This window comes from Nonomuraea composti, from assembly GCF_012034275.1.
GTDB lineage: Bacteria > Actinomycetota > Actinomycetes > Streptosporangiales > Streptosporangiaceae > Nonomuraea > Nonomuraea composti.
In genome coordinates this window covers 74,487-97,814 of record NZ_JAATEP010000009.1, presented here as the reverse complement: position 1 = coordinate 97,814, position 23,328 = coordinate 74,487, and the positions used below count along the sequence as shown (strand labels likewise).

Annotated in this window: 26 protein-coding genes; 18 read left to right on the top strand and 8 right to left on the bottom strand. The window is 71.8% G+C overall.

Annotated features, from left to right (window positions below):
- Positions 1-94: 94 nt before the first annotated feature.
- From HCN51_RS15020 to HCN51_RS15010, 3 genes are read left to right on the top strand one after another with little or no spacing between them, the layout of a single operon-like run.
- Complete coding sequence (locus tag HCN51_RS15020; RefSeq protein ID WP_080041218.1) at positions 95-442, top strand: GntR family transcriptional regulator; 348 nt, start codon at positions 95-97, stop codon at positions 440-442.
- Complete coding sequence (locus HCN51_RS15015; protein ID WP_168010239.1) at positions 439-1,404, top strand: DUF1648 domain-containing protein; 966 nt, start codon at positions 439-441, stop codon at positions 1,402-1,404. The genes HCN51_RS15020 and HCN51_RS15015 overlap by 4 nt, the downstream gene beginning before the upstream one ends.
- Positions 1,401-2,408 (top strand): CPBP family intramembrane glutamic endopeptidase, encoded by a 1,008-nt coding sequence (locus tag HCN51_RS15010; protein WP_168010238.1) that lies wholly within the window; start codon positions 1,401-1,403, stop codon positions 2,406-2,408. The genes HCN51_RS15015 and HCN51_RS15010 overlap by 4 nt, the downstream gene beginning before the upstream one ends.
- Here the strand turns inward: HCN51_RS15010 and HCN51_RS15005 are convergent.
- The gene (locus HCN51_RS15005) at positions 2,292-3,221 is read right to left on the bottom strand and encodes an adenosylcobinamide-GDP ribazoletransferase (protein ID WP_168010237.1); all 930 of its coding nucleotides are present in this window, start codon (positions 3,219-3,221) and stop codon (positions 2,292-2,294) included. The two genes, HCN51_RS15010 and HCN51_RS15005, sit on opposite strands and share 117 nt — an antisense overlap.
- Positions 3,222-3,255: 34 nt before the next feature.
- On the opposite strand from HCN51_RS15005, the gene HCN51_RS15000 reads away from it, so the two are divergent.
- Positions 3,256-4,056: an ABC transporter ATP-binding protein gene (locus HCN51_RS15000; RefSeq protein ID WP_168010236.1), complete on the top strand. Its 801-nt coding sequence runs from the start codon at positions 3,256-3,258 to the stop codon at positions 4,054-4,056.
- Positions 4,057-4,117: 61 nt separating this feature from the next.
- Here HCN51_RS15000 and HCN51_RS14995 read toward each other — a convergent pair whose 3' ends face one another.
- Positions 4,118-5,113: a bifunctional adenosylcobinamide kinase/adenosylcobinamide-phosphate guanylyltransferase gene (locus HCN51_RS14995; protein ID WP_168010235.1), complete on the bottom strand. Its 996-nt coding sequence runs from the start codon at positions 5,111-5,113 to the stop codon at positions 4,118-4,120.
- Between the two features lie 151 nt (positions 5,114-5,264).
- Between HCN51_RS14995 and HCN51_RS14990 the strand changes: the two genes are divergently transcribed.
- Positions 5,265-5,471 (top strand): hypothetical protein, encoded by a 207-nt coding sequence (locus HCN51_RS14990; protein WP_080041212.1) that lies wholly within the window; start codon positions 5,265-5,267, stop codon positions 5,469-5,471.
- A 67-nt stretch (positions 5,472-5,538) separates the two neighbouring features.
- Here HCN51_RS14990 and HCN51_RS14985 read toward each other — a convergent pair whose 3' ends face one another.
- The gene (locus tag HCN51_RS14985; protein WP_168010234.1) at positions 5,539-6,537 is read right to left on the bottom strand and encodes an aldo/keto reductase family protein; all 999 of its coding nucleotides are present in this window, start codon (positions 6,535-6,537) and stop codon (positions 5,539-5,541) included.
- A 57-nt stretch (positions 6,538-6,594) separates the two neighbouring features.
- Here HCN51_RS14985 and HCN51_RS14980 point away from each other — a divergent pair, with 57 nt between their 5' ends.
- The gene (locus HCN51_RS14980; RefSeq protein ID WP_168010233.1) at positions 6,595-7,578 is read left to right on the top strand and encodes an SMI1/KNR4 family protein; all 984 of its coding nucleotides are present in this window, start codon (positions 6,595-6,597) and stop codon (positions 7,576-7,578) included.
- A gap of 33 nt (positions 7,579-7,611) precedes the next feature.
- On the opposite strand, the gene HCN51_RS14975 is transcribed toward HCN51_RS14980, so the two are convergent.
- The gene (locus HCN51_RS14975) at positions 7,612-8,223 is read right to left on the bottom strand and encodes a DUF3043 domain-containing protein (protein ID WP_346433649.1); all 612 of its coding nucleotides are present in this window, start codon (positions 8,221-8,223) and stop codon (positions 7,612-7,614) included.
- Positions 8,224-8,348: 125 nt separating this feature from the next.
- Here HCN51_RS14975 and HCN51_RS14970 point away from each other — a divergent pair, with 125 nt between their 5' ends.
- The 7 genes from HCN51_RS14970 to HCN51_RS14940 all read left to right on the top strand — a co-directional run bounded on the left by HCN51_RS14970 (position 8,349) and on the right by HCN51_RS14940 (position 15,403).
- Positions 8,349-9,176 carry a PspA/IM30 family protein gene (locus tag HCN51_RS14970; protein ID WP_080041208.1) on the top strand — a complete coding sequence of 276 codons (828 nt, stop codon included), beginning with the start codon at positions 8,349-8,351 and terminating at the stop codon, positions 9,174-9,176.
- Complete coding sequence (gene pspAA, locus HCN51_RS14965; RefSeq protein WP_080041207.1) at positions 9,173-9,451, top strand: PspA-associated protein PspAA; 279 nt, start codon at positions 9,173-9,175, stop codon at positions 9,449-9,451. Before HCN51_RS14970 ends, pspAA begins: the two co-directional genes overlap by 4 nt.
- A gap of 5 nt (positions 9,452-9,456) precedes the next feature.
- Entirely contained in the window at positions 9,457-10,356 is a 900-nt protein-coding gene (gene htpX, locus HCN51_RS14960; protein ID WP_168010232.1) for a zinc metalloprotease HtpX, read from the top strand.
- Between the two features lie 6 nt (positions 10,357-10,362).
- Positions 10,363-10,920, top strand: coding sequence for a PspA-associated protein PspAB (gene pspAB / locus HCN51_RS14955; RefSeq protein ID WP_168010231.1), 558 nt, complete (start codon positions 10,363-10,365; stop codon positions 10,918-10,920).
- Positions 10,921-10,967: 47 nt separating this feature from the next.
- Positions 10,968-12,518 carry an alpha/beta fold hydrolase gene (locus tag HCN51_RS14950; protein WP_168010230.1) on the top strand — a complete coding sequence of 517 codons (1,551 nt, stop codon included), beginning with the start codon at positions 10,968-10,970 and terminating at the stop codon, positions 12,516-12,518.
- 180 nt (positions 12,519-12,698) lie between these two features.
- Positions 12,699-14,738, top strand: a complete 2,040-nt coding sequence (locus HCN51_RS59405; RefSeq protein WP_168010229.1) for a serine/threonine-protein kinase — start codon at positions 12,699-12,701, stop codon at positions 14,736-14,738.
- Between the two features lie 56 nt (positions 14,739-14,794).
- Complete coding sequence (locus HCN51_RS14940) at positions 14,795-15,403, top strand: SIMPL domain-containing protein (protein WP_168010228.1); 609 nt, start codon at positions 14,795-14,797, stop codon at positions 15,401-15,403.
- A 14-nt stretch (positions 15,404-15,417) separates the two neighbouring features.
- Here HCN51_RS14940 and nadA read toward each other — a convergent pair whose 3' ends face one another.
- Entirely contained in the window at positions 15,418-16,569 is a 1,152-nt protein-coding gene (gene nadA / locus HCN51_RS14935) for a quinolinate synthase NadA (protein WP_080041201.1), read from the bottom strand.
- 175 nt (positions 16,570-16,744) lie between these two features.
- On the opposite strand from nadA, the gene erpA reads away from it, so the two are divergent.
- The gene (erpA, locus tag HCN51_RS14930) at positions 16,745-17,098 is read left to right on the top strand and encodes an iron-sulfur cluster insertion protein ErpA (RefSeq protein ID WP_043638338.1); all 354 of its coding nucleotides are present in this window, start codon (positions 16,745-16,747) and stop codon (positions 17,096-17,098) included.
- A gap of 107 nt (positions 17,099-17,205) precedes the next feature.
- Positions 17,206-18,192: a PfkB family carbohydrate kinase gene (locus HCN51_RS14925; RefSeq protein ID WP_168010227.1), complete on the top strand. Its 987-nt coding sequence runs from the start codon at positions 17,206-17,208 to the stop codon at positions 18,190-18,192.
- Positions 18,193-18,250: 58 nt separating this feature from the next.
- Here the strand turns inward: HCN51_RS14925 and HCN51_RS14920 are convergent, their stop codons facing one another.
- The 3 genes from HCN51_RS14920 to HCN51_RS14910 all read right to left on the bottom strand — a co-directional run bounded on the left by HCN51_RS14920 (position 18,251) and on the right by HCN51_RS14910 (position 20,158).
- Positions 18,251-18,685 carry a CBS domain-containing protein gene (locus HCN51_RS14920; protein WP_080041199.1) on the bottom strand — a complete coding sequence of 145 codons (435 nt, stop codon included), beginning with the start codon at positions 18,683-18,685 and terminating at the stop codon, positions 18,251-18,253.
- Between the two features lie 88 nt (positions 18,686-18,773).
- On the bottom strand, positions 18,774-19,019 hold the full coding sequence (locus HCN51_RS14915; RefSeq protein ID WP_080041198.1) for a sulfurtransferase TusA family protein: 246 nt from the start codon (positions 19,017-19,019) through the stop codon (positions 18,774-18,776).
- Complete coding sequence (locus HCN51_RS14910; RefSeq protein ID WP_168010226.1) at positions 19,016-20,158, bottom strand: cysteine desulfurase family protein; 1,143 nt, start codon at positions 20,156-20,158, stop codon at positions 19,016-19,018. Before HCN51_RS14910 ends, HCN51_RS14915 begins: the two co-directional genes overlap by 4 nt.
- Before the next feature lie 186 nt (positions 20,159-20,344).
- Here HCN51_RS14910 and ctaC point away from each other — a divergent pair, with 186 nt between their 5' ends.
- The 3 genes from ctaC (at position 20,345) to HCN51_RS14895 (ending at position 23,225) form a co-directional block, all read left to right on the top strand.
- Positions 20,345-21,142: an aa3-type cytochrome oxidase subunit II gene (ctaC, locus tag HCN51_RS14905; RefSeq protein ID WP_206067030.1), complete on the top strand. Its 798-nt coding sequence runs from the start codon at positions 20,345-20,347 to the stop codon at positions 21,140-21,142.
- Between the two features lie 77 nt (positions 21,143-21,219).
- Positions 21,220-22,812, top strand: a complete 1,593-nt coding sequence (gene ctaD / locus HCN51_RS14900; protein WP_230466539.1) for an aa3-type cytochrome oxidase subunit I — start codon at positions 21,220-21,222, stop codon at positions 22,810-22,812.
- The gene (locus tag HCN51_RS14895) at positions 22,812-23,225 is read left to right on the top strand and encodes a cytochrome c oxidase subunit 4 (RefSeq protein WP_080041195.1); all 414 of its coding nucleotides are present in this window, start codon (positions 22,812-22,814) and stop codon (positions 23,223-23,225) included. Before ctaD ends, HCN51_RS14895 begins: the two co-directional genes overlap by 1 nt.
- Positions 23,226-23,328 lie beyond the last annotated feature (103 nt).

Genomic DNA, 23,328 nt, shown 5'->3' with positions numbered 1-23,328 from the left:
CTATCCACGTCTTCTACGTACTCACAAACAGGGGTTCATCCTACCAATCGCCGGTCAGCACGATCTGATTAATGGTGCTAGTGTCATTAGCACCATGCTGCTGACGCTCGATCTCAACGACGCGCGCCCCCTCCACGAACAGGTGGCGGGCGCCATCCGCCGCGCCATCGGCGAGGGCTCCTACCGGCCGGGCGACCGCCTGCCGCCGGCCCGCGACCTGGCCGCCGCGCTGGGCATCAACCCCAACACCGTGCTGCGCGCGCTGCGCGACCTGCGCGACGAAGGGCTGCTGGAGTTCAGGAGGGGCCGCGGCGTCAGCGTGGCGCGCCGCGCCGACGGGCGCGCCCTGCTCGTGCAACGCGCACGCGAACTGCTCGACGAGGCCAAGAAGTACGGCTACAGCCGTGAAGACCTCATCACCATCGTGGAGGAACTGACGTGAGAGCCCGTGTCGTCGCCGTCGTGTGGTGGCTCGCCGTGGCCGCCGCGCTGCTCCTGGGGCCCCTGGCGCTGCGCGACCGGCTCCCCGACCCCATGGCCACCCACTGGGGCACCTCGGGCGCCGTGCCCGACGGCTCCAACTCGGTCACCGCCCACGTGATCACGACCGTGATCCTGTGGACGGGGCTGTGGCTGCTGTTCCTCCTGCTCGGCCGGGCCCGCGACCGGCGCGCCGCGCGGGTCACCTCCTACGCCGGCATGGCCGCGTCCGGGGTGCTCCTGCTCGGCGCGGACGCCTCCACGCTGGCCGTCAACCTCGACGCCCCGAGCTGGCGCGCGACCCTGCTGCCCGGCTGGCACGTCCCGCTGGTGATCGCCGCCGCGGCCGTCGCCGGGTCCCTGGTCGGTTACCTGGGTAAGGGCGCCCCCGACGAGCCGTCCCCCCGGGACGCGGCGCCGCCCGCGCTCAGGCTCCGGGCGGGCCAGCGGGCCGTCTGGGTCAGCCGCGTGGACAACCGGTGGCTCGCCGCCGTCAGCGCCCTGGCGCTGGCCGGCGTCGCCGTCACCGGCGCGCTCACCATCCTGGGCGTGACGTCCGGCGGGCTCGTGCCCCGGCTGCTGCCCGGGTTCGCGATCGTGCTCGTCGCCGCGCTGGCCGGCTCGGCGCTCTCCGTCAGGGCCGGCGACGACGCGGTCACGATCGGCTTCGGCCCGCTCGGCTGGCCGGCGCGCCGGATCCCCCTGTCGAAGATCGAGTCGGCCTGGTGCGAGCGGCTCTCGCCCGGCGAGGTCGGCGGCTGGGGCTTCCGCGGGCTGCCCGGCCGCGCCACCATCATGCTGCGCGGCGGCGAATGCCTGGTCCTGCGCTACCGCTCCGGCGGGCGGCTGGCGATCAGCATCGACGACGCCGAGCGCGGCGCCTCCCTCATCAACGCCCTCATAGCGGAGCGAGTCCCCTCATGAAAAGACCTCTGCTCGTCTTCACCGTCCTGGCCTTCGGGCTGTCCTGGGCCGTCGCGCTGCCCCTGTGGTTCGGCGGCGGGCTCGGCTCGCCGCTGATGATGGTGCTGGGCACGCTCATGATGTTCACGCCCAGCGTGGGCGTGCTCGGGGTGTGGGCCCTCTCCCGCACGCCGTTCCGGCAGTGGGCCAGGCGGACGGGCCTGACGCTCGGCGAGCGCAAGGGCCGCACCCTCGCGCTCATGGCGGCGGCCTGGCTGGGCGTGCCGCTGCTCGCGTTCCTCTCCGTGGGGATCAGCGCCGCCGTGGGACTGGTCACGCTCGACCTCGACCACCTCAGCCTCCTGAAGGCGGTCTGGCGGGCGCAGGGCGTCACGCCGCCCGCCGACCTCACCACGCCGGCCATCACGCAGATCGTCATCGCCGTCGTCGCCGGGCCCGTGCTGAACGCGATCCCGGCGCTCGGGGAGGAATGGGGCTGGCGCGGCTGGCTGATGCCCCGGCTCACCTCCACCAACGGCGTGCTCGCCGGGCTGCTGCTGTCCGGCTTCGTCTGGGGTCTCTGGCACGCCCCGCTGACGCTGCTCGGCTACAACTACCCGAGGCTGGGCTCCTGGGCGGCGCTGGTGTTCATCGGCTTCTGCGTACTGCTCGGGCTGGTGCTGGGGTGGCTGCGGCTGCGAACGGGCAGCGTGTGGCCCGCCGTCGTGGCGCACGGCGCGGTCAACGCCATCGCCTCCGTCGCGCTGCTGCTCGGCGATGCCGCCCACCCGCCGAACGAACTGCTCGCCGGCCTGACCGGCGTGGTCGGCTGGGCGCTGCTCGCGCTGCTGGCCGCCGTGCTGCTCCGCTTCTTCCCGGTACGCCCGCCGCACCCGGGCTGGCCCGCCTCACCCGAGGATGGCGTACACCACGAGCGTGGCGGCGGCGGCCGTCTCGACGAGGGCGCCGAGCACGTCCCCGGTGATCCCGCCCAGACGGCGCCGGGCGTGCCCGAGCAGCAGTAGGGCGGTCCCGAGCCCGGCGAGCAGCGCCACCGGCGCCACCACGACCCCGGAGAACCGGCCCGAGGGGCTCATGTCCTCCTCCGAGACGGCCACCGCGGTCACGAACGCCTCCGGGTCGGCGTCGTACCGCAGGCCGGGCTCGGCGGGCTCCGGGCACGAGCCGGCCATGGAGATGTGGCGGGCCGAAAGCTCGCGAGCCGGCTCGTCGTTCCCGTCCCAGGCCCAGAGGCCGGCGCCGGGGGCGGTGAGCAGGCCGATCACGGCGGCGGCGAGCAGTGCGGCGACGGTGGCGAGCCAGGCGGCCGGGCGCCGTACGGTGCCCGCGACCATCGCGCCCAGCCCGTCGGGGCGGGCGGCGGGGACGGCGGAGCGGCAGGCCCACGTCAGGGCCAGCCGCCCCGCCACGCACGCCGTCACCAGCGCCCAGACCCCGGCGTCGGCGAGCGCCGCGACCTGGACGAGCAGCGTCAGCACCAGCGTGACCACGCCGAACGGCCCGATGTCGGACTTTTTCATGATGTCGAGCGCCTGGTCGGCCGGCTTGCCGCTGCCCAGCCCGTCGGCCAGGTCGGCCAGCCCGTCGAGGTGCAGGCCGCGGGTGAGCAGCGCCAGCAGCCCCAGCGCCAGCGCGGCCCCGAGCAGCGGCGGCGCGGGCAGCAGCAGCACCGCCCCCGCGAGCAGCCCGAGCAGCAGCCCCACCGCCGGGGCCAGCGTCATCGCCTGCCCCGCCACCTGCCGATCCACCCGCTCGACCCGCACGGGTAACACGCTCAACGTGCCCAGGGCGAACCTCAGCCCGTCCATCAGCCGCATAACGCAGGATCCTAGGGCCCACTAGTGTGGCGGGATGCACGTGGTTGAACTGGAAGGCGTAGGTGTCCGGGTTGTCGGCAAAGCGCTACTGGACGGCGTCGATTGGCAGGTGGACTACGGCGATCACTGGGTGATCCTCGGCCCCAACGGCGCGGGCAAGACGACGCTGCTGTCGCTGGCGGCCGCCGTGCGCCATCCCAGTGAGGGCACCGTCAAGGTGCTCGGGCACCGGCTCGGCCGGGTCGACGTGCGGGAGCTGCGCCGCCACATCGGCCTCGTCGCGGAGAGCCAGCGCCTCATCGACGAGGAGCTGATGGAGGAGGAGGGCGCCACCGCGCACACCGTGGTGCTCACCGGGCACACGGCGACGAGCGTGCCGCTGTGGGACAAGTACGGCGACGCCGAGCACGACCGCGCCCACCGGCTGCTGGCCGACCTCGGCTGCAAGGACCTGGCCGAGCGGAAGTTCCGCGTGTGCTCGCAGGGCGAGCGGGCCAGGATCAGGGTCGCCAGGGCGCTCATGGCCGACCCTGCGGTGCTGCTGCTCGACGAGCCGTTCGCGGGGCTCGACCTGCCCGCGCGCGAAGACCTCATCACCGCCGTCGAGGACCTGGCCGCCACCCGGCCCGTGCTGACCACCGTCACGGTGACCCACCACCTGGAGGAGGTGCCGGCGACGACCACGCACGCCATGCTCATGCGCGACGCCAGGGTGCTCGCCGCGGGCCCGGTCGCCGACGTGCTCACCCCGGCCAACCTCAGCGACTGCTTCGGCCGCCCCCTGCACGTGGACCGCGTGGACGGCCGCTGGTACGCCCGGGCGGCCCGCTCCTGACCCCCCGGGGGGGCCGCTCCTGACGCCTCGGGCGGCCCGCTCCTCGTCCCTCGGCCGAGGCTCAGAGCTCGATGAGGCGGCCGGCGACCACGAGCGCCACGTACTCCGACTCGGCCGCCAGGCGCTCGTTGAGCCGTCCCAGGGCGTCCCTGAACGCGCGCCCGCTCGCCGTGGCGGGCACCACGCCCATCCCCACCTCGTCCGACACCGCCACGACCGGCTCCGGCGCCTGCCGCCACGCCGCCACGAGGTCGTCGCAGCGGGCGGCGACCGGCGCGCGATCCCCCTCCCACGCCCCGTGCTCGTCGAACACCGCCGCCAGCCACGTCCCGAGCCCGTCGACGAGCAGCGGCATGGTGGCCGCGCGGATCGTGCCGGCCAGGTCCGTCGTCTCGGCGGTGTCCCAGTGCGGGGGCCGCCGCTCCCGGTGCGCCCGCACCCGCGCCGCCCACTCGCCGTCGCCCGCCCCGTCGGGCCCGGTGGCCACGTACGTCACGTACGGCTCGGCCGCCAGCCGCAGCTCCGCCGCGGCCGACTTGCCGGACCGCGCCCCGCCGAGCAGCAGCGCCCGCCGCACCATTGCCTCGCCGGTCCCCCCTGACACGACCTCCAGCTCGGCGCCGTCGGGAACGGCGATCGCGCCCCAGAGCCGCAGCCGCCGGGACAGCTCCTCCTCCGAGCGGACCCGGTGATCGAGCCCGACCGCCACCACCGTCGTCGCCCGGTCCGCCAGGCCGGCCCGCCGCAGCTCCCCGAGGCGTTCCGGCCGGCCGAGGAGGTCGATGAGCACGAGGTCGTAGCGGTCTCCGCCGGGAGGCACGGGCCGGTCCTCCGGCAGGCGGAGCAGGCGGGAGCCGTCGGGCCCGGCCAGCCCCAGCCCGCCCGCGCAGACCCGGTACCCGGCGGGGGGATCGGCGAAGGGGAAGGGGATCGCGCCGTCCACGACGAGCCCGAACGGGCGCCGGTGGGCCGGAGGCAGGGCCGAGCAGGAGGCGCAGCGGCAGCCGGGCTCGGGCCAGCCCGCGCCGCTCGCCGTACCGGTGAGAAGGACTTTCACCGCGCCGAGCGTACAAGCGGCCGCGAGCCGCCCCGCGCGTGAGGGTGAAGCGGCGGCGGAGGAGGTAAAGGAGAGTCAGGCGGACTCGGGAGTAGGGTTCCAGTGCCTGCGGAGGGTGCGCCGGCGAAGCCGCGGAGAAGGAGCGTATGGCATGACATGGCGATGGCGTTATGAAAATGCAAACGGTGGTGAGGTAACGGACCGCCCCTTGCCGCGAGAGGTCTTTCCGAGCCAGGCGGACGCGGAGTCGTGGCTCGGCGAAAACTGGCGTGACCTGCTGGAATCGGGAGTCGAGCAGGTCGCCCTGCTCGATGAGGACCGCGTCGAGTACACGGGTTTGTCATTGCGTCAGGAGTGACCGGGCGATCACACGAGAAACCCCTTGAGCGCCGTGGCGGCTCAAGGGGTTTTCGATGCCCGGGGCGCTACGGGCGCTTGGGCGGGCTCTGCGTCTTGGCCGGGTCGCGCTCCACGACCGAGCCGAGCACGTCGTCGATGCGCTTGAGCACGTCGGCCTCCAGCTTGACGCCGGCCGCCTTGACGTTGTCACGCACCTGCTCGGGCCGGCTGGCGCCGATGATGGCGCTGGAGACGTTCGGGTTCTGCAGGACCCAGGCGATCGCGAGCTGCGCCATCGACAGCCCCAGGTCGGCCGCGATCGGCTTCAGCTCCTGGACGCGGGTGAGCACGTCGTCGTTCATGAACCGGGAGATCATCGCGCTGCCGCTCTTGTCGGTCGCGCGCGAGCCCTCCGGCGGCTGCTGGCCGGGCAGGTACTTGCCGGTCAGCACGCCCTGGCCGATCGGCGACCAGACGATCTGGCCCACGCCCTCCTGCTCGCACAGCGGCACGATCTCCGACTCGATGACCCGCCACAGCATGGAGTACTGGGGCTGGTTCGACACGATCCGGTCGAAGCCCATCTCGTCGGCGATCTTGAGGGCCTGGGCGATCTGGTCGGCGGTCCACTCGCTCACGCCGACGTAGAGGACCTTGCCCTGGCGGACGAGGTCGTCGAACGTCTTGAGCGTCTCCTCAAGAGGGGTCTCGGCGTCGTACCGGTGCGCCTGGTACAGGTCGACGTAGTCGGTCTGCAGGCGGCGCAGCGAGCCGTGGATGGACTCGGTGATGTGCTTGCGCGACAGGCCGCGGTCGTTCTTGCCGGGCCCGGTCGGCCAGTAGACCTTGGTGAAGATCTCCAGCGACTCCCTGCGGACGCCCTTGAGCGCGCGGCCGAGCACCTCCTCCGCCTTCGTGCCCGCGTAGACGTCGGCGGTGTCGAACGTGGTGATGCCCTCGTCGAGCGCCGCCTGCACGCACTGCTTGGCGGCGTCCTCCTCGACCTGGGAGCCGTGGGTGAGCCAGTTGCCGTAGCTGATCTCGCTGACCATGAGACCGCTGCGACCGAGGTGACGGAATTCCATGGATCCGACCTTAATCCCGGCACATGGGATGATCCGATTCGGGATAGGGTGCGCGACGTGCTGAAGCTCGTACGGCTGGCGCTCACGGCGGCCATCCTGACCGCGATAGCGGTACGGCTGCGCCGCCGCGCCCGCATGCCAGAAAGGCTGACCGTCCCCCCGGCCCCCGCTCCGGCGGCCCGCCGCACGCGGATGGGCCTGGTGTGGGCGGGCATCGCGGGAATCGTCGCGGTGACCCTGACGGCCGCCCTGATCCCGGACAGCGGCCGACCGGCCATGACGGGGCACGCCGGCCAGGCGCGGGCCCGAGCCCAGACCCCGACGCAGGCCCCGAGCCAGACATCGGCGCAGGCCCCGGCCCAGGCGCTGACCCAGGCTCCGACCCAGGCTCCGACGCAGGCCCCGACCCAGGCTCCGACGCAGGTGCCGAGCGCCGCGCCGACGGCGACGCCTGACCCCGCCTGCTCGCCCGCGCCCCGCCCCGTGACCGTGCGGCCGATCGACCCGCGGGTCAGGCAGGCGGTGAACCTGCAGTGGCGGCGGATCGAGCGGTGGCTGAAGGCGAACGCGCCGCGTACGTACCGCACCCTGGGCGCGCCCGGCCGGGCCCGCACGATCGCGATCGCCGAGGCGCAGATGGGCGTGGACTTCCCCGACGACCTGCGCGCCTCCCTGCTGCGCCACAACGGCTCGCGCGGCGCGTACGGGTTCGGCCTCGGGTTCTGGTCGGAAGGCGCGACCAACCTCAGCACGCGCGAGATCAGGGACGCCTGGCGCGCCTTGTGCGCGCGGCCGCGCACCGACCCCGCCGGCGAGCACTGGAACGGCCGGCTGATCCCGTTCCTCTACCAGCGGGAGGAAGGGACGTTCGCCGCCGTGGACTCCGCGGGCGGAGCCGTCGTCGGGGGCGCGACGGAGCCGCGCATGCCGTCGTACCACGCGCTCGTGCGGGCCGTCGCCGACGCCCTGGAGCGGGGTACCCCGCTCGAAGGACGGCGGCCCGCGGTCACGCGCGGCCTGCTGCGGTGGGAGCAGCCGTAGCGGCCGGCGCTCGGGCTGGAGCAGCCGTAGCGGTCAGCGCTTGGGCTGGACGGGCTTGCCGCCGGGCAGCACCTGGGGCGGCGGGAAGCGCAGCTTGCGGATCTGCAGCGCCCGCATCGCCGCGTAGAAGCCCACGCCCTTGACGCTCTCGTCCGGCAGCTTCTCGGCGACGAGCTTCTTCACCTTCCACGACACGTAGACGGAGGTGACGAGCACGCCGATCATCATGATCGGCCAGCCGATCGTGACGACGTAGCCGAGCACCTGCGCGCGGATCGCCATCGGCCACGGGATCCAGGTGGCCAGCAGGATCACTAGCGAGAACGGCAGGAAATACTGGCTCGGCAGCCGCCGCGAGTCGACCCAGTCGCGCGCGAACTTGCGCGCGGGGCCCTTGTCACGAACGGGAAGATACCGCTCGTCACCTGCGAGCATGCCCTGGCGGGCCCTCTCGCGCTCGGCGGCCTGCTTGGCCCGCATCTGCCGGTACGCCTCTTTGCGGTCTTTCGGCGCGGAGACGTACTGGCGCCGCTTGCCCTCGGCTTCCCGGCGCTTGGGTGTGGGACGACCTTTACCCTGGGGCTTAGGATCGTCAACGGGGACGGGGGTGTCGTCCACGGAGGTTTGGGAACGGCGTCGCAACACGCGTCAACCCTACCTGGACTGCAACTTAGTGACGCCCCCGTGCGTTATGCGTAGGGTAATCCCAAGGCGGCTGCGCTGCATTGGGATTGACACCAGCACGACCTAGAAGGGGACGGCCGACGCGCATGAGCGTGATGAAGAGACTTTCGATGATCTTCAAGTCCAAGGCCAACAAGGCCCTGGACAAGATGGAGGATCCGCGCGAGACCCTTGACTACTCCTATCAGCGGCAGCTCGAGCTGCTGCAGAAGGTGCGCAGGGGGGTGGCCGACGTCGCCACCTCGCGCAAGAGGGTGGAGTTGCAGATCAGCGGGCTCGAGAAGCAGGCCCAGCGCCTGGAGGACCAGGGCCGCAAGGCGCTGTCCGTCGGGCGCGAAGACCTCGCCCGTGAGGCGCTGCAGCGCCGGTCCAGCCTGCAGACGCAGATGGCCGACCTGAAGGTGCAGCACGACAACCTCCAGGCCGAGGAGGAGAAGCTGACCACGGCTTCCCAGCGGCTGCAGGCCAAGGTCGACTCCTTCCGCACGAAGAAGGAGACGATCAAGGCCACCTACACCGCCGCCGAGGCGCAGACGCGCATCAACGAGGCGTTCTCCGGCATCTCCGAGGAGATGGGCGACGTCGGCCTGGCGATCCAGCGCGCCGAGGACAAGACGGCGCAGATGCAGGCCCGTGCCGGCGCCATCGACGAGCTGCTGGCCAGCGGCGCCCTCGACGACTTCAGCGGCACCCGCGGCGACGACATCCAGGCCGAGCTCGACCGCATGGGCGGCGGCATGGACGTCGAGCTGGAGCTGGCCAGGATGAAGGCCGAGCTGGGCCAGGGCCCGGCGCCGCAGTCGGCGATCGAGCAGGGCCGCCCGCAGCAGCAGGCCCAGCCGCAGCCGCAGGCGCAGCCCCAGCAGCAGGGCGGCCAGACCCAGCAGTACCGCCAGCCTGGGGAGGGCGCATGATCGTCAGGATCATGGGCGAGGGTCAGGTGGAGATCTCCGCCGACGACATCTCCGTGCTCAACGAGCTCGACAGCGAGCTCGAAGCGGCCATCGAGGCCAGTGACGAGAAGGCGTTCAGGGTCAAGCTGCACGCGTTGCTCGACAAGGTGCGCCACGTGGGCAAGGCGCTTCCCGACGACAGCCTTGAGCCGTCAGAGCTGATCCTTCCCCCCGCGGACGCCTCGATCGAGGAGGTCCGGGAGATGCTGGGCGACCAAGGCCTCATCCCGGGCTGATCCCCGTGCGCACGCGGTTCGCGTCCGACCGCGGCCTGACCAGCCGCATGGTCGTGACGATGTTCCTGCTCGGGCTGCTCTACGTCGTGTTCGTCGGCGTCCTGATCGCCCTCGGCGTCCGGGCGCTGACCGTCCTCGTGCTGGCGGGCGGCCTGCTGCTGGTGCAGTACTTCCTGTCCGACCGCATCGCGTTGTTCGCCATGCACGGGCGGGAGGTCTCGCCGCAGGAGGCCCCTGAGTTGCACGGCCTCATCGACCGGCTGTGCGCCCTGGCCGACATGCCCAAGCCGCGGGTGGCGATCGCGGATTCCGACGTCCCCAACGCGTTCGCCACCGGCCGCAACCAGAACAGAGCGGTCGTCTGCGTGACGACCGGCATCCTGCGCCGCCTCGAGCCGCAGGAGCTGGAGGGCGTGATCGCCCACGAGCTGTCCCACGTCGCCCACCGCGACGTGGCCGTCATGACCATCGCCTCGTTCCTCGGCATCGTGGCGGGGCTGATGACCAGGTTCGCGCTCTACAGCGGGCTCGGCGGCCGCCGCAACGGCGGCCAGGGAGGGCTGCCCGTCGGCGCGATCGTGCTGCTGGTGTCCGTCATCGTGTACGCCGTCAGCTTCCTGCTCACCCGCGCCCTGTCGCGCTACCGGGAGCTGGCCGCCGACCGGGCCGGCGCCCTGCTCACCCAGCGCCCGTCGGCCCTGGCCAGCGCGCTGACCAAGGTGAGCGGCGAGATGGCCAGGATCCCGACCCGCGACCTGCGCGAGGCGGAGCCGTTTAACGCCTTCTACTTCGCCCCGGCCCTGGCCAAGGGGCAGTCGCTGGCGAACCTGTTCTCCACGCACCCGACGCTGGAGCGCCGGCTCGACCAGCTCGCCGCCATCTCTCAGCAGCTCGGAAGGGGCTGAGCACGCATGGGCTGGCTCGACGCGCTGCTCGGCCGGACGAAACCGGTCAAGCCCAACCTCGACGCGCTGTTCGCGCTGCCGTCGGCGGCCGTGACGCTGCAGGCGGCGACCGGGCTGACACCGACCGGTCTCGGCTCCGTGGCGTTCAGGGCCGCGGAGGGCGGCGCGTTCGCCACGGCCGAGAGCGACGCCAAGGCGCTGCTGGGGGAGCGCGTCGAGGAGTCCGACGACGGCTACGGCTACACCTGGCTGCTGGTCCGGCGCTCCTCGGAAGCGCTCGGCGACCTGGTCACCGAGCTGCACGCGGTCAACTCCACGCTGGAGGGTGCCGGGTTCGGGCCCTCGCTGCTGTGCTCGCTGGTGTCGTTCGCCGCTCCTGACGGCCGGCGGCTGGCCGTCGTCTACCTGTACAAACGCGGCACCTTCTACCCGTTCGCCCCGATGGCGGGGCAGAAGCGCGACAACCCGCTCGAACTGCAGGCCAGAGGCGCCCTCGAAGGCGAGCTGCCGCTGGAGAAGGACCTCAGCCGATGGTTCCCTGTCTGGGGCGCTCCAGGGCTCTGACCGGGGCGCTCATGGGCGGCCGTAGCCCATAGTGATCTAATTGTCACGTGGAGCGAAGGTTGTTCGTCCTCGCCGCCTGCGCGTTCATCGTGACGGCGGTGCTCGCCAGCGCCTGGGTGACCGGCCAGTTCACCACCCCCGCCGTGGACCGGACCGAGGGGTACGTCAGCGAGCTCGCCGCCAGGAACCAGCCGTGGACGCGGCTGTTCCGGGTCAGCGACGTGCTCGCGGGGCTGGCGTGCCTGGCCGGGGTGGCGCTGGTGCCCAGGGTGGCCCGCGAGTGGCCGGGCTGGCTGGCGCTGGCCGCGTTCGGGCTCCTCACGGTGGTGGCCGGGCTGTTCCCGCTCGACTGCGCCGCACTCAGCGACCCCCTGTGCGGGCGCCAGGGGGCCTCCGCCGCGCACGTGGCGCACGCGGCGGCGCGGGTGCTCGGCACGATCGCCGTGCTGGTCGCCATGGTGCTGCTCAGCGCGCGGTGGCGGGCGCGGGCGTCATGGCTGTTCACGTGGCTGACCCTGGGCGCCACCCTGCTCACCGCGGGCGCGCAGGCCGCCGGGCACGGCGTCGGCCTCGCTCACCGGGCCCAGCTCACGATGATCGCGGTGTGGCTCGTGTACGTCGCCCTCCGCCTGCTCGTCGCCGACGACGCCGCAGCCGACGCCACAGCCGACGAGGCCGGGCCACGGATCGCGCCCGGCCGCATGGGGGGCGTGGGCGGCGCCCGCGTCCGCACGGACGACGCCCGGGCCTGGAGCGGCACCGACGGGGTTCGCGCGGACTGGAGCGGCGCCGAGGGTGTTCGCGCGGATGACGATCCGCTCTGGAGCCGCGCGGGGGCCGTTCCCGGGCCGGGCGGGCGCGGGCGGGCGCACGTCGTCGTGCAGGGGGCCGGGCCGGTGGTGCTGATCACCGCCGGGCTCGCGGGCGCCTGGTTCCACTGGGACGCCGTCGCCGCGCGGCTCGCGGGCGGCCACCGCGTCATCCGCTTCGACCGGCCGGGGCTCGGGCTGAGCCCGTCCGCGCCCGTCCCGCCCACCCTGTACGACGAGGCCGCCCGGCTGGCCGCGCTGTCGCCCGCGCACCCCCAGCAGGTGACGCTCGTCGCCCACGGCGTCGCCTGCTGGCACGCGGAGGCGTTCGCCCGGCTGCACCCGCTGTGCCTGGCCAGGCTCGTCCTCGTGGAGCCCGCGTGCACGGCCGAGCGCCGGCCGCTGCCGTTCGCCAGGACCGCCTGCCGGTGGCTGCCCGCGCTGGGCCGTACCTGGGGCGCGACGGCCCTGGCCCGCGTGGCCGGGCCGCCCGCGCACCGGCTGCTCACCGGGCTGCCCGACCCGTCGGGGGTCTACGGCACGGGCCGGGTGCTCGCCGCCGCGGTGGGGGAGTGGCTGGCCCGCCGCGGTATGGCCGCCGACCTGCGCCGGCTGCGCGAGGAGAAGCCGTTCCCGGACGTGCCGGTCACCGTGCTCAGCGCCGGCGACCCGGACGGCTGCGCCGGACGGCTCGCGGACGCGCTGGCCGCCGAGCACGTGCGCCTGCCGCGCGCCGGCCGCCACCTCCAGCTCCACGCCCCGCAGGCCATCGCCCACGCCGTCACCTGAGCCGCGCGCCCGCCGGGTACGGGACGCCTTCACCCGCGCCGCACGCCTGCGAAGCCGCCCGAGCCGCCCGCCCGCCCCGCCGAGCGCCGTTCCAGATCACGTACCCTTGCCCGAACACATGACGGAACCCCGGCTCACCCGTAAGAATGGCGGCAAGGACGCCGTACAGGGGAGTCGCCGATGCCGGACCTCGCGGCCCTGAGACCAGGGGACCCCGCGACGGTGGGCGAGTACCGCCTGGCCGGGCGGCTCGGGGAGGGCGGGCAGGGCATCGTCTACCTCGCCACCGGCCCGGAGGGCACGCAGGTGGCGCTCAAGCTGCTGCGCGCCGACCTGGCGGGCGACGCGGGGGCGTCGGAGCGGTTCGTCCGTGAGGTGGCGCTGGCCAGGCGGGTGGCGCCGTTCTGCACGGCCCAGGTCGTCGGCACGGGCCTGTTCGGCGGGCGGCCGTACATCGTCAGCGAGTACATCGAGGGCCCTACCCTCGCCGACGTCGTACGCGAGCAGGGCCCCCGCTCGGGCACCACCCTGCACCGGCTGGCGGTCGGAACCGTCACGGCGCTGGTCGCGATCCACCAGGCGGGCATCGTGCACCGCGACTTCAAGCCGTCGAACGTGGTGCTCGCCCCCGACGGGCCGCGCGTCATCGACTTCGGCATCGCCAAGGCGCTCGACATCGCCTCGACACTCACCGGCTCGGTCATCGGCACGCCGTCGTACATGGCGCCCGAGCAGCTCTCCGAGTCAGGCCCGGGGGAGAAGTCGGACCTGTTCGCGTGGGCGTGCACGCTGGTGTTCGCGGCGTCGGGGCAGCCGCCGTTCGGGCAGGACAGCGTGCCCGCGGTGGTCAACCGGATCATGCACGCCGAGCCCGACACCGCGTGCCTGACCGATCCGGCCCTGCGCGCGCTGGTCAACGACTGCCTGGCCAAGGACCCCGCGCGGCGGCCGTCGGCGAGCGAGGCCCTCATGCGCCTGCTCGGCCGCGCGACCTCTGCCGACGCGCCCGGCCGCCGGCCGCCCGGGGATCCGGAGGGCCCCACCGACGTGACCGGCCGGCGGCCGGTGGAGGAGCCCCCGGGCGCCCCCGAGCCCGCCGCGCCGACGGGCTCACCGGCCGGCTCCCCGACGGGATCGGCCACGGGCCTGCTGCGGCAGGGCACGGCCACGGCGGGCCGGCCCGCCGGGCGCGGACGTACCGGCTGGGTGGTGGCGGGCGGCGTCACGGGCGTGCTCGTGCTCGTGGCGGCCGGCGCGTTCACCGCCGCCCGCCTGTCCGGCACCGCCGGACGCACGAACGCGGTCGTCGGCACGCCGTTCCCGGCCCCCGCGACCGCGCCCGCCGCCCGCCCGCTCACCCTCCCCGGCACGTCGGTACGGCTGGAGGAGCGCGACGGCGACCCCATCAGGCTCGCCTCCTACACCGTGGACGGCGGCCGGCGCCTGTACGTCAGGAAGCACGCCACCGGCCGCTTCACCCCGGAGACCCGCTACTTCGAGTACGCCCTCGACCCGTCCACCAACCTGGCCCTGGGCACCGACGTCGACTACAGCACCGACCTGTTCGCCACCGTGTCCGTCGTCGACCACGTCACCGGCCGCCGGCGCGTGGTGGAGGTCAGCCGCAAGCCGATCTTCCCCACCACGCCCCGCTGGTCCCCCGACGGCAGGTACGGCCTGGTCACCCTCTACCGGGGCAGCGACGGCGACGCCACCGAGTACGGCTTCGGCATCGTCGACGTGGCCCTGGAGAAGGGCCGGGCGTTCCGGATCAGCGACGAGGGCGCGGGGGAGTGGCGCTTCTTCTGGGACGCCGGCGGCCGGGCCGTGGGCACGTGGTCCGGCGGCCGGATGAGGTTCTACGACCTCGACGGCAGGCCCCTGCGCACGCTGTCGGACGTGGGCACGCCGGTGTGGGTGGAGGGCGACGACGTCTCGCCGTCGGGCACCCGGTTCCTGGCCCACTGCGCCGCGGCCGGCACCTCGCTGTGCGCGTACCCCACCTCGGGCGGCGCGGAGCCGGTCCGGATCCCGGTGGCCAGCAACCGGCTCATCGGCTGGTGGGACGACGGCCACGTGGCGGTGTGGCGGGAGCGCGGCGGCGGGTACGAGGCCGTGGTGACCGATCTTGCGGGCAGGGCGGCCCGGGTGATCGCCACGGCGCGGGAGAAGGCGGAGTTCGACAGGATGGGCTTCCGGTTCAGCCGGGTCTCCCCGTAGCCGCGCCCGCCGACCTAGGATCAGGTCCGAACCCACCCGAGGGGAGCTGGGAGCTCGTGGACATCACGGTGAGCGGCGAGGGCTCCGTCCTGGTCGCGCCCGACACGTTGCGGCTGTACGCGGGCGTCGAGGTGCGCAGGGCGTCGGCGGGCGAGGCGTTCGCCGCCGTGCGGGCCGCGGCGGCGCGGCTGGGCGAGGCGCTGCGGCAGGCGGGCATCGCACCTGACGACCTGTCCACGTCGGAGCTGTCCCTGGGCCCCGAGTACGAGTCGTACCCGAAGGTGTCGGCGTACCGGGCGGCGCAGGGGCTCGAGATCGTCGTGCGCGACATCGGCAGGGGCGACCACGTCATCGACACCGTCGTGGGCGTGGGCGAGGAGGCCAGGCTGCACGGCGTGGCCTTCGAGGTGGCCGAGCCCGGCCCGGCGCTGGCCGAGGCGCGGGCGCGGGCGTTCCGGCAGGCGGCGGCCAAGGCGGCCCAGTACGCCGAGCTGGCCGGGCGCCCGCTGGGCCGCGTGGTGGAGGTGCGGGAGGACACGGGCGGCCCGCCGCGGCCCCTGCGGCGGACGGCGCCGCAGACGATGGCGGCCGAGAGTGAGCCGTCGCTCAGCCCCGGCCGCCAGAGCCTCACGGTGCACGTGACGCTCGGCTACGAGTTCGCCTGAAGCCGGAAACGGCGCTACGGCAGGGCCAGCATGCGGTCGAGGGCGACCTTGGCCCAGTGGGTGGTGTCGTCGTCGACGGTGATCTGGTTGACGACCTCGCCGAGCACCAGTGACTCCAGCGCCCACACCAGGTGCGGCAGGTCGATCCTGTTCATGGTGGAGCAGTAGCAGACCGTGCGGTCGAGGAACGAGATGTTCTTGTCGGGGAAGGTCTGGGCCAGGCGCTTGACCAGGTTCAGCTCGGTGCCGATGGCCCAGCTCGACCCGGCGGGCGCGGCCTCCAGCGTCTTGATGATGTGCTCGGTGGAGCCCACGTGGTCGGCCTTGAGCACGACCTCGTGCCGGCACTCGGGGTGCACGAGCACGTTCACGCCGGGGATGCGCGCGCGCACGTCGTCCACCGACTCGGCGGTGAAGCGGCCGTGCACCGAGCAGTGGCCGCGCCACAGGATCATCCTGGCGCGCTCCAGCTCCTCCTGGGTGAGCCCGCCGTTGGGGCGGTGCGGGTTCCACACCACGCAGTCCTCCAGCGACATGCCCATCTCCAGCACCGCCGTGTTGCGGCCGAGGTGCTGGTCGGGCAGGAACAGCACCTTCTGGCCCTGCTCGAAGGCCCAGTCGAGGGCGCGGCGGGCGTTGGAGGAGGTGCAGACCGCGCCGCCGTTCCTGCCGCAGAACGCCTTGATGTCGGCGCTGGAGTTCATGTACGTGACGGGGATCACCTGGTCGGCCAGCCCGGCGTCCTCCAGGGCCTCCCAGCACTCCTCGACCTGGTCGAACGTGGCCATGTCGGCCATCGAGCACCCGGCCGCCATGTCGGGCAGGATGACCTTCTGGGCGTCGGTGGTCAGGATGTCGGCCGACTCGGCCATGAAGTGCACGCCGCAGAAGACGATGAACTCGGCCTCGGGCCGGGCGGCGGCCTGCTGGGCGAGCTTGAAGGAGTCGCCGGTCACGTCGGCGAACTGGATGACCTCGTCACGCTGGTAGTGGTGGCCGAGCACGAACAGGCGCTCGCCGAGCGCCTCCTTCGCCTTCCTGGCGCGGTCCACGAGGTCGGGATCGGAGGCGGGCGGCAGCTCGCCGGGGCAGTCGACCCCCTTCTCGCTGTGCGGATCGGCACCCCGGCCGAGGACGTAGAGCGGCAGTCCCGTCTGGGCAGCCATGGCCGTACCCCCTTATCGTCGATTTGACGATACTCATCATGACACATGGGACCTTGTGGTTATTCCGGGCCCCAGAGGAGCGAGCGGACCCCCGGGAATGTGTGGCAACGCCCAGGTGTTGGTAGCGTCATTAGTAGGACGTCAGAAACAGACAGCCGGGTTAGGGAGTCAGCAGATGACGGTTGAGAGCAGCGAGACCACGGCACAGGGCCTGATCCTGACTGACGCGGCCGCCGCCAAGGTCAAGAGCCTGCTCGAGCAGCAGGGCGAGGAGGGCCTGCAGCTGCGGGTCGCCGTGCAGCCGGGAGGTTGCTCCGGCCTGCGCTACCAGCTCTTCTTCGACGACCGTTCGATGGACGGCGACGTCGTGTCGGACTTCGGCGGGGTCAGCGTGGTCACCGACCGGATGAGCGCCCCCTACCTGATGGGCGCCTCCATCGACTTCGTCGACACGATCGAGAAGCAGGGGTTCACGATCGACAACCCCAACGCCACGGGCTCGTGCGCCTGTGGTGACTCGTTCAACTAGCGCTCGAACGGCGCTCGAAGCAGGTCCCGCTCGCCTTTGTGCGCGCGGGACCTTCGCGTATTCTCGTGGGGCCTATTGGCCTGCTGACAACGAGGAAGAAGAATCCCGTGCGCATTGCCGTGACCGGCTCAATCGCGACAGACCACCTGATGACCTTTCCTGGAAGCTTCGGCGATCAGCTCATCGCCGAGCAACTCGACAGGGTGTCACTCTCGTTCCTGGTCGATGATCTCCAGATCCGGCGCGGCGGCTGCGCCGCGAACATCGCCTTCGGAATGGCCTGCCTCGGTCTCAACCCGATCCTCGTGGGCGCCGTCGGCAACGACTTCGCCGACTACCGCTCCTGGCTGGAGCGCCACGGCGTGGACTGCGGCTCCGTGCACGTCTCCGAGACCCAGCACACCGCCCGCTTCCTGTGCACCACCGACGAGCACCACAACCAGATCGCCTCGTTCTACACCGGCGCCATGGCCGAGGCGCGGCTCATCGAGCTGCAGCCCGTCGCCGACCGCGTGGGCGGGCTCGACCTGGTGCTGATCAGCCCCAACGACCCCGACGCGATGCTGCGCCACACCGACGAGTGCCGCCAGCGCGGCATCCCGTTCGCCGCCGACATCTCCCAGCAGCTCGCGCGCATGGAGGACGAGCAGATCCGCCAGCTCGTCGACGGCGCCGCCTACCTGTTCTCCAACGACTACGAGAAGGGGCTCATCGAGCAGAAGACCGGCTGGTCCGACGAGGAGATCCTGTCCCGCGTCGGCGTCCGCGTCACCACGCTCGGCCCCAAGGGCGCCGTCATCGACCGCGCCGGCGAGCCCTCCATCCAGGTCGCCCCCGCCCCCGAGCGCGGCAAGGCCGACCCCACCGGCGTCGGCGACGCCTTCCGCGCCGGCTTCATGTCCGGCCTGGCCTGGGGCCTGTCGCTGGAGCGGTGCGGGCAGATCGGCAACCTCACCGCCACGCACGTGCTGGAGCGCGTCGGCGGGCAGGAGTACGAGCTGGGCCAGAAGGGCTTCATGGAGCGCTTCGCCGCCGCGTACGGGGCCGAGGCCGCCGCCGAGGTCGGCGAGCACGTCCGCTGCTACCACCCGTGACACGAGCGAGGCCGTCCCGGAGCAGGGGACGGCCTCGACGATCGGTGCCCGCGCGCGGTCAGCGGAAGGCGTACACCCGGTGCACGAACTCGGCGAGCTGGTCGTCAGGCAGGTGCCTGGCCAGGTCGGCCTCGCTGATCATGCCGACGATGCGGCCTCCGTCCATCACCGGCAGCCGCTTGATCTGGTGCTCCTCCATGCGCGCCAGCGCCTCCTCCACGGTGGCGTCCGACGCCACCCAGACCAGGCCGGTGGCCAGCTCGCCAGCCGTCACCCGCGCCGGGTCGTGACCGGCGGCCACGCACTTGATGACGATGTCGCGGTCGGTGATGATGCCGGTGACCCGGTCGTCCGGCCCGCACACGGGCAGGGCGCCCACGTCGCTGTTCCGCATCATCTGCGCCGCCCGGTCGAGGGTCTCGTGCGCGCCGATGCACTCCGCTCCCGTGCTCATGACGTCGCGGGCGGTCTCGTTCGGTTGTCCGCTGATCATGGCTTTCCCCTGCATGTCGATGGACTCGTACGCAGGGCCCCTACCCACCAGACAGAGCCCAATCAGGGATTTGCGGACGGCCGGAAGCTCAGTAGTTCCGCATGACGTGGATCGCCCAGCCGCCTTCCGGCAGCTCGTACGACCCCACGTGCCGGTGCGACTTCAGCCTGCACCACGCCGGGACGTCCGTGTAGGCCGCGGGATCGTCGGCCAGCACGGCCACCACGGCGTTCAGCGGGACGTGGTTGATCTGCTCGGCGAGCATGATGATCGGGACGGGGCACTTCTTCCCCAGCGCGTCGATCGTCAAAGCCGGCTGCGTCACCTCGGTCATGCGACTCCCGCGTCCTGGCGGATGCGGCGCACCAGATCGGGCAGCACGGCGAGGAACCTGTCGACCTCGCCGGCGGAAGCGCCCCTGGGCAGCGACACCCGGACATTCCCATGCGTGAGCACGCCCATCGCTTCGAGGACGTGCGATGGACGAAGCGTACTAGCGGTGCACGAGCTTCCGGACGATACGGCGAATCCGGCCTTGTCCAGCTCGCCCAGCAGCGCCTCCCCGTCAACGTAGAGGCACGAAAAGGTCACGATGTGCGGCGCCCGGTCAACGGGGTCGCCGATGACCTCCACGTCAGGAACGATCCTCGGGACCGTCTCCCTGATCCTGTCGACGAGCGAGGAAAGCCTCGCCTGCTCCCGCTCCGCCTCGGCCGCCGCCGCGCGCAGGGCCGCCGCCGCCGCGACGATCGCCGGCACGTTCTCGAAGCCCGGCACCCGCCGCCGCTCCCGCTCGTCCTCCGGCAGGTACGAGCGGAACCGCGTGCCCTTGCGCACCGCCAGCACCCCCACCCCGGCGGGGCCGCCCCACTTGTGCGCGCTGGCCGTCAGCACCGACCAGCCCGGCGGCACCGGCAGCCGCCCGGCCGTCTGTGCCGCGTCCACCAGCAGCGGCACGCCGTGCTCGCGGCACGCCTCGGCCGCCTGCTCGACCGGCTGCAGCGTGCCGACCTCGTGGTTGGCCGTCTGCAGGCACGCCAAAGCCGTGCCGGGCCGCGCGACCGCCTCGGCGAACCGGTCGAGGTGCACCCGCCCGTTCAGCGCCACGCCCACCGTCTCGACCGTGCCGCCCTCGCGCTCGTGCACCTGACCGGCGTGCAGCACGCTGGAATGCTCCACCGCGCTCACCACGAGATGACGCCCGGCCCTGCGCCTTCCGTGTAGGGTGCCGAGGACGCCGAGATGCACGGCCTGCGTGCCCGACGCGGTGAACGACACCTCGTCGGGGCGTGCGCCCAGCACCTCGGCCACCTCCGTGCGAGCCTGCTCCAGCAGCAGGTGCGCGCGGCGGGCCTCGCCATAGAGTCTCGCGGGGTCGGCCCAGCCGGAGTCGATCGCCGCCAGCAGCGCCTCGCGCGCCTGAGGGTGGAGCGGTTCGCTCGAAGCCGCGTCGAAGTAAGCCACGAGACTCATCGTCCCACTTGCGGCGCCACCGAGGGGTCGCGCGGTAGGGCGAGGCCCCTGCACGCTAATGTGTCTGCTTGTCAGTCTGTGCTTGATGCAGAAAGAGCAATACGAGCGCCCAAGGGAAAGACTCTTGGGCTTCATCTGTGGGGTAGGCGATCCGTGAGTCCGACTCGCCGTACGACGCGGCGTTCGTTGGCCCGGCGCAGGGTGCCGCGCGCCGCCGCTTTGGCGTTGCTGCTGGCCACTGCTACGGCGTGTGCTAATGACGTCCCCGAGGCCGACTGGTCTCGCGGCCTTCTTCCCGACCACATCACCGAGCAGGGCGGGATCGTCCAGAATCTGTGGAACGGGGCCTGGATCGCCGCACTCGCCACGGGTGCCGTCGTCATCGGCCTGATCATCTGGGCGTGCATCTTCCACCGCAAGCGCAGGGCCAAGGCCGAGCTGCCGCCGCAGGTGCGTTACAACCTGCCGATCGAGATGCTCTACACCTTGATCCCGCTGGTGATGGTGTCGGTGTTCTTCTTCTTCACCGCCCGCGACAGCGAGGCTCTGGCCAAGGTCGACGGCAACGCGCCGGTCAAGGTCAAGGTCGAGGCCTTCCAGTGGAGCTGGCGCTTCACCACCACGGTGAACGGCAAGGGCACCAAGCCCGTCGCCGGCGTGCCGGTGAGCGACTACAAGGCGGGCCCGCAGCTCGTGCTGCCGGTGAACACCAAGGTCGAGTTCGACCTCGAGACCGACGACGTCATCCACTCGTTCTGGGTGCCGGAGTTCCTGTTCAAGCGGGACGTCATCCCCGGCATCCCCGAGGGCGACCCCGGCCGGAAGTTCCAGATCACGACGCTCAACAAGCCTGGTGTCTACGCCGGCCGTTGTGCCGAGCTGTGCGGTGTCGACCACAGCCGGATGTTGTTCTCCGTGAAGCTCGTTCCGCAGGCTGAGTTCGACCAGTACGTCGCGACCAACCAGGCTGGGAGTGCCCAGTGACCGCCATTCACGAACCCCTGACGACCGCGCCGGTCCGGCCCTCGGGTAGCACCAAGGGTCAGATCATCGCCAAGTGGATGTCCTCGACCGATCACAAGATCATCGGGCACATGTACTTGATCACGTCGTTCGCCTTCTTCCTCATCGGCGGCGTGATGGCCCTCGTCATGCGGGCCGAGCTGGCGCAGCCGGGGCTGCAGTTCACCAGCAACGAGCAGTTCAACCAGCTGTTCACCATGCACGGCACGATCATGCTGCTGATGTTCGCGACGCCGCTGTTCGCCGGCTTCGCCAACGAGCTGATGCCGCTGCAGATCGGCGCCCCCGACGTCGCCTTCCCGCGCCTGAACATGGTCAGCTACTGGCTCTACCTGTTCGGCAGCCTCATCGCCGTCTCCGGCTTCTTCACCCCGGGCGGCGCCGCCTCGTTCGGCTGGTTCGCCTACACGCCGCTGTCGAACGCGATCAACTCGCCCGGCATCGGCGGCGACCTGTGGATCATGGGTCTGGCCCTGTCGGGTCTGGGCACGATCCTCGGCGCGGTCAACTTCATCACCACGATCATCTGCATGCGCGCCCCCGGCATGACCATGTTCCGCATGCCGATGTTCACCTGGAACGTGCTGCTGACCAGCATGCTCGTGCTGATGGCCTTCCCCGTGCTGGCCGCCGCCCTGCTCGCGCTGGAGTCCGACCGCAAGCTCGGCACGCACATCTTCGCCTCCGACAACGGCGGCGCGCTGCTCTGGCAGCACCTGTTCTGGTTCTTCGGCCACCCCGAGGTGTACATCATCGCGCTGCCGTTCTTCGGCATCGTGACCGAGATCATCCCGGTCTTCAGCCGCAAGCCGATCTTCGGTTACATCAGCCTCGTGGGCGCGACGATCTCGATCGCCGGTCTGTCCATCACGGTCTGGGCGCACCACATGTTCCCGACCGGCCAGGTGCTGCTGCCGTTCTTCTCGTTCATGACGTTCCTCATCGCGGTGCCGACCGGCGTGAAGTTCTTCAACTGGATCGGCACGATGTGGCGCGGCCACCTCAGCTTCGAGTCGCCGATGCTGTTCTCCGTCGGCTTCCTCATCACCTTCCTGCTGGGCGGCCTGACGGGCGTCATCCTGGCCTCGCCGCCGCTCGACTTCCACATCAGCGACACCTACTTCGTCGTCGCCCACTTCCACTACGTGGTCTTCGGCACCGTCGTGTTCGCGATGTTCGCCGGGTTCTACTTCTGGTGGCCCAAGTTCACCGGCAAGATGCTCGACGACAAGCTGGGCAAGCTGCACTTCTGGCTGCTGTTCATCGGCTTCCACACCACGTTCCTCGTCCAGCACTGGCTCGGCATGGCGGGCTTCCCGCGCCGCTACGCCGACTACAGCCCGGCCGACGGCTTCACCGACCTCAACCTCCTGTCGTCGGTCGGCGCGTTCGTCCTGGGCGCCTCGACGCTGCCGTTCTTCTACAACGTCTGGAAGACCTGGCGCAGCGCGCCCAAGGTCACCGTGGACGACCCGTGGGGCTACGGCAACTCGCTGGAGTGGGCGACGAGCTGCCCGCCGCCGCGGCACAACTTCACCTCGCTGCCGCGCATCCGGTCCGAGCGCCCCGCCTTCGACAAGCGGTTCCCGCACGCTTCCACCAAGTCCGACCACCCGGAGGTTGAGTCCTGATGAAGGTGCAGGGATGGTTGTTCCTGCTGTGCGGCCTGTTCTTCGCCGGCGTGGACATCGCCTACTGGTTCTGGACGAAGGCCGCCACCGGCAAGGGTGAGCCCGTCGGCACGACGGCCATGGCCATCTCGGTCGGCTTCGCGTTCATGGTGGGCTACTACCTGATGTTCACCGCGCGCCGCATCGGCGCGCAGCCGGAGGACAACAAGCAGGCCGAGATCAGCGACGGCGCGGGCGAGTTGGGCTTCTTCAGCCCGAGCAGCTGGTGGCCGCTGTTCCTGTGCCTGGCGGCGGCCTTCGCCTTCGCCGGGTTCGTGATCGGCTTCTGGATGTTCCTGATCGGGGTCTTCCTCGTGATCATGGCCATGATCGGGTTCGTGTTCCAGTACTACCGGGGCCACTTCTCGCACTGAGCCGCGCACACCTGGAGCGGGCGTTCTCCCTTGGGGGGAGGACGCCCGCTTTTTGGTGTTCTTTACCAGTGGGCGGATGTGGCCATCTGATCACTCAGGGTAA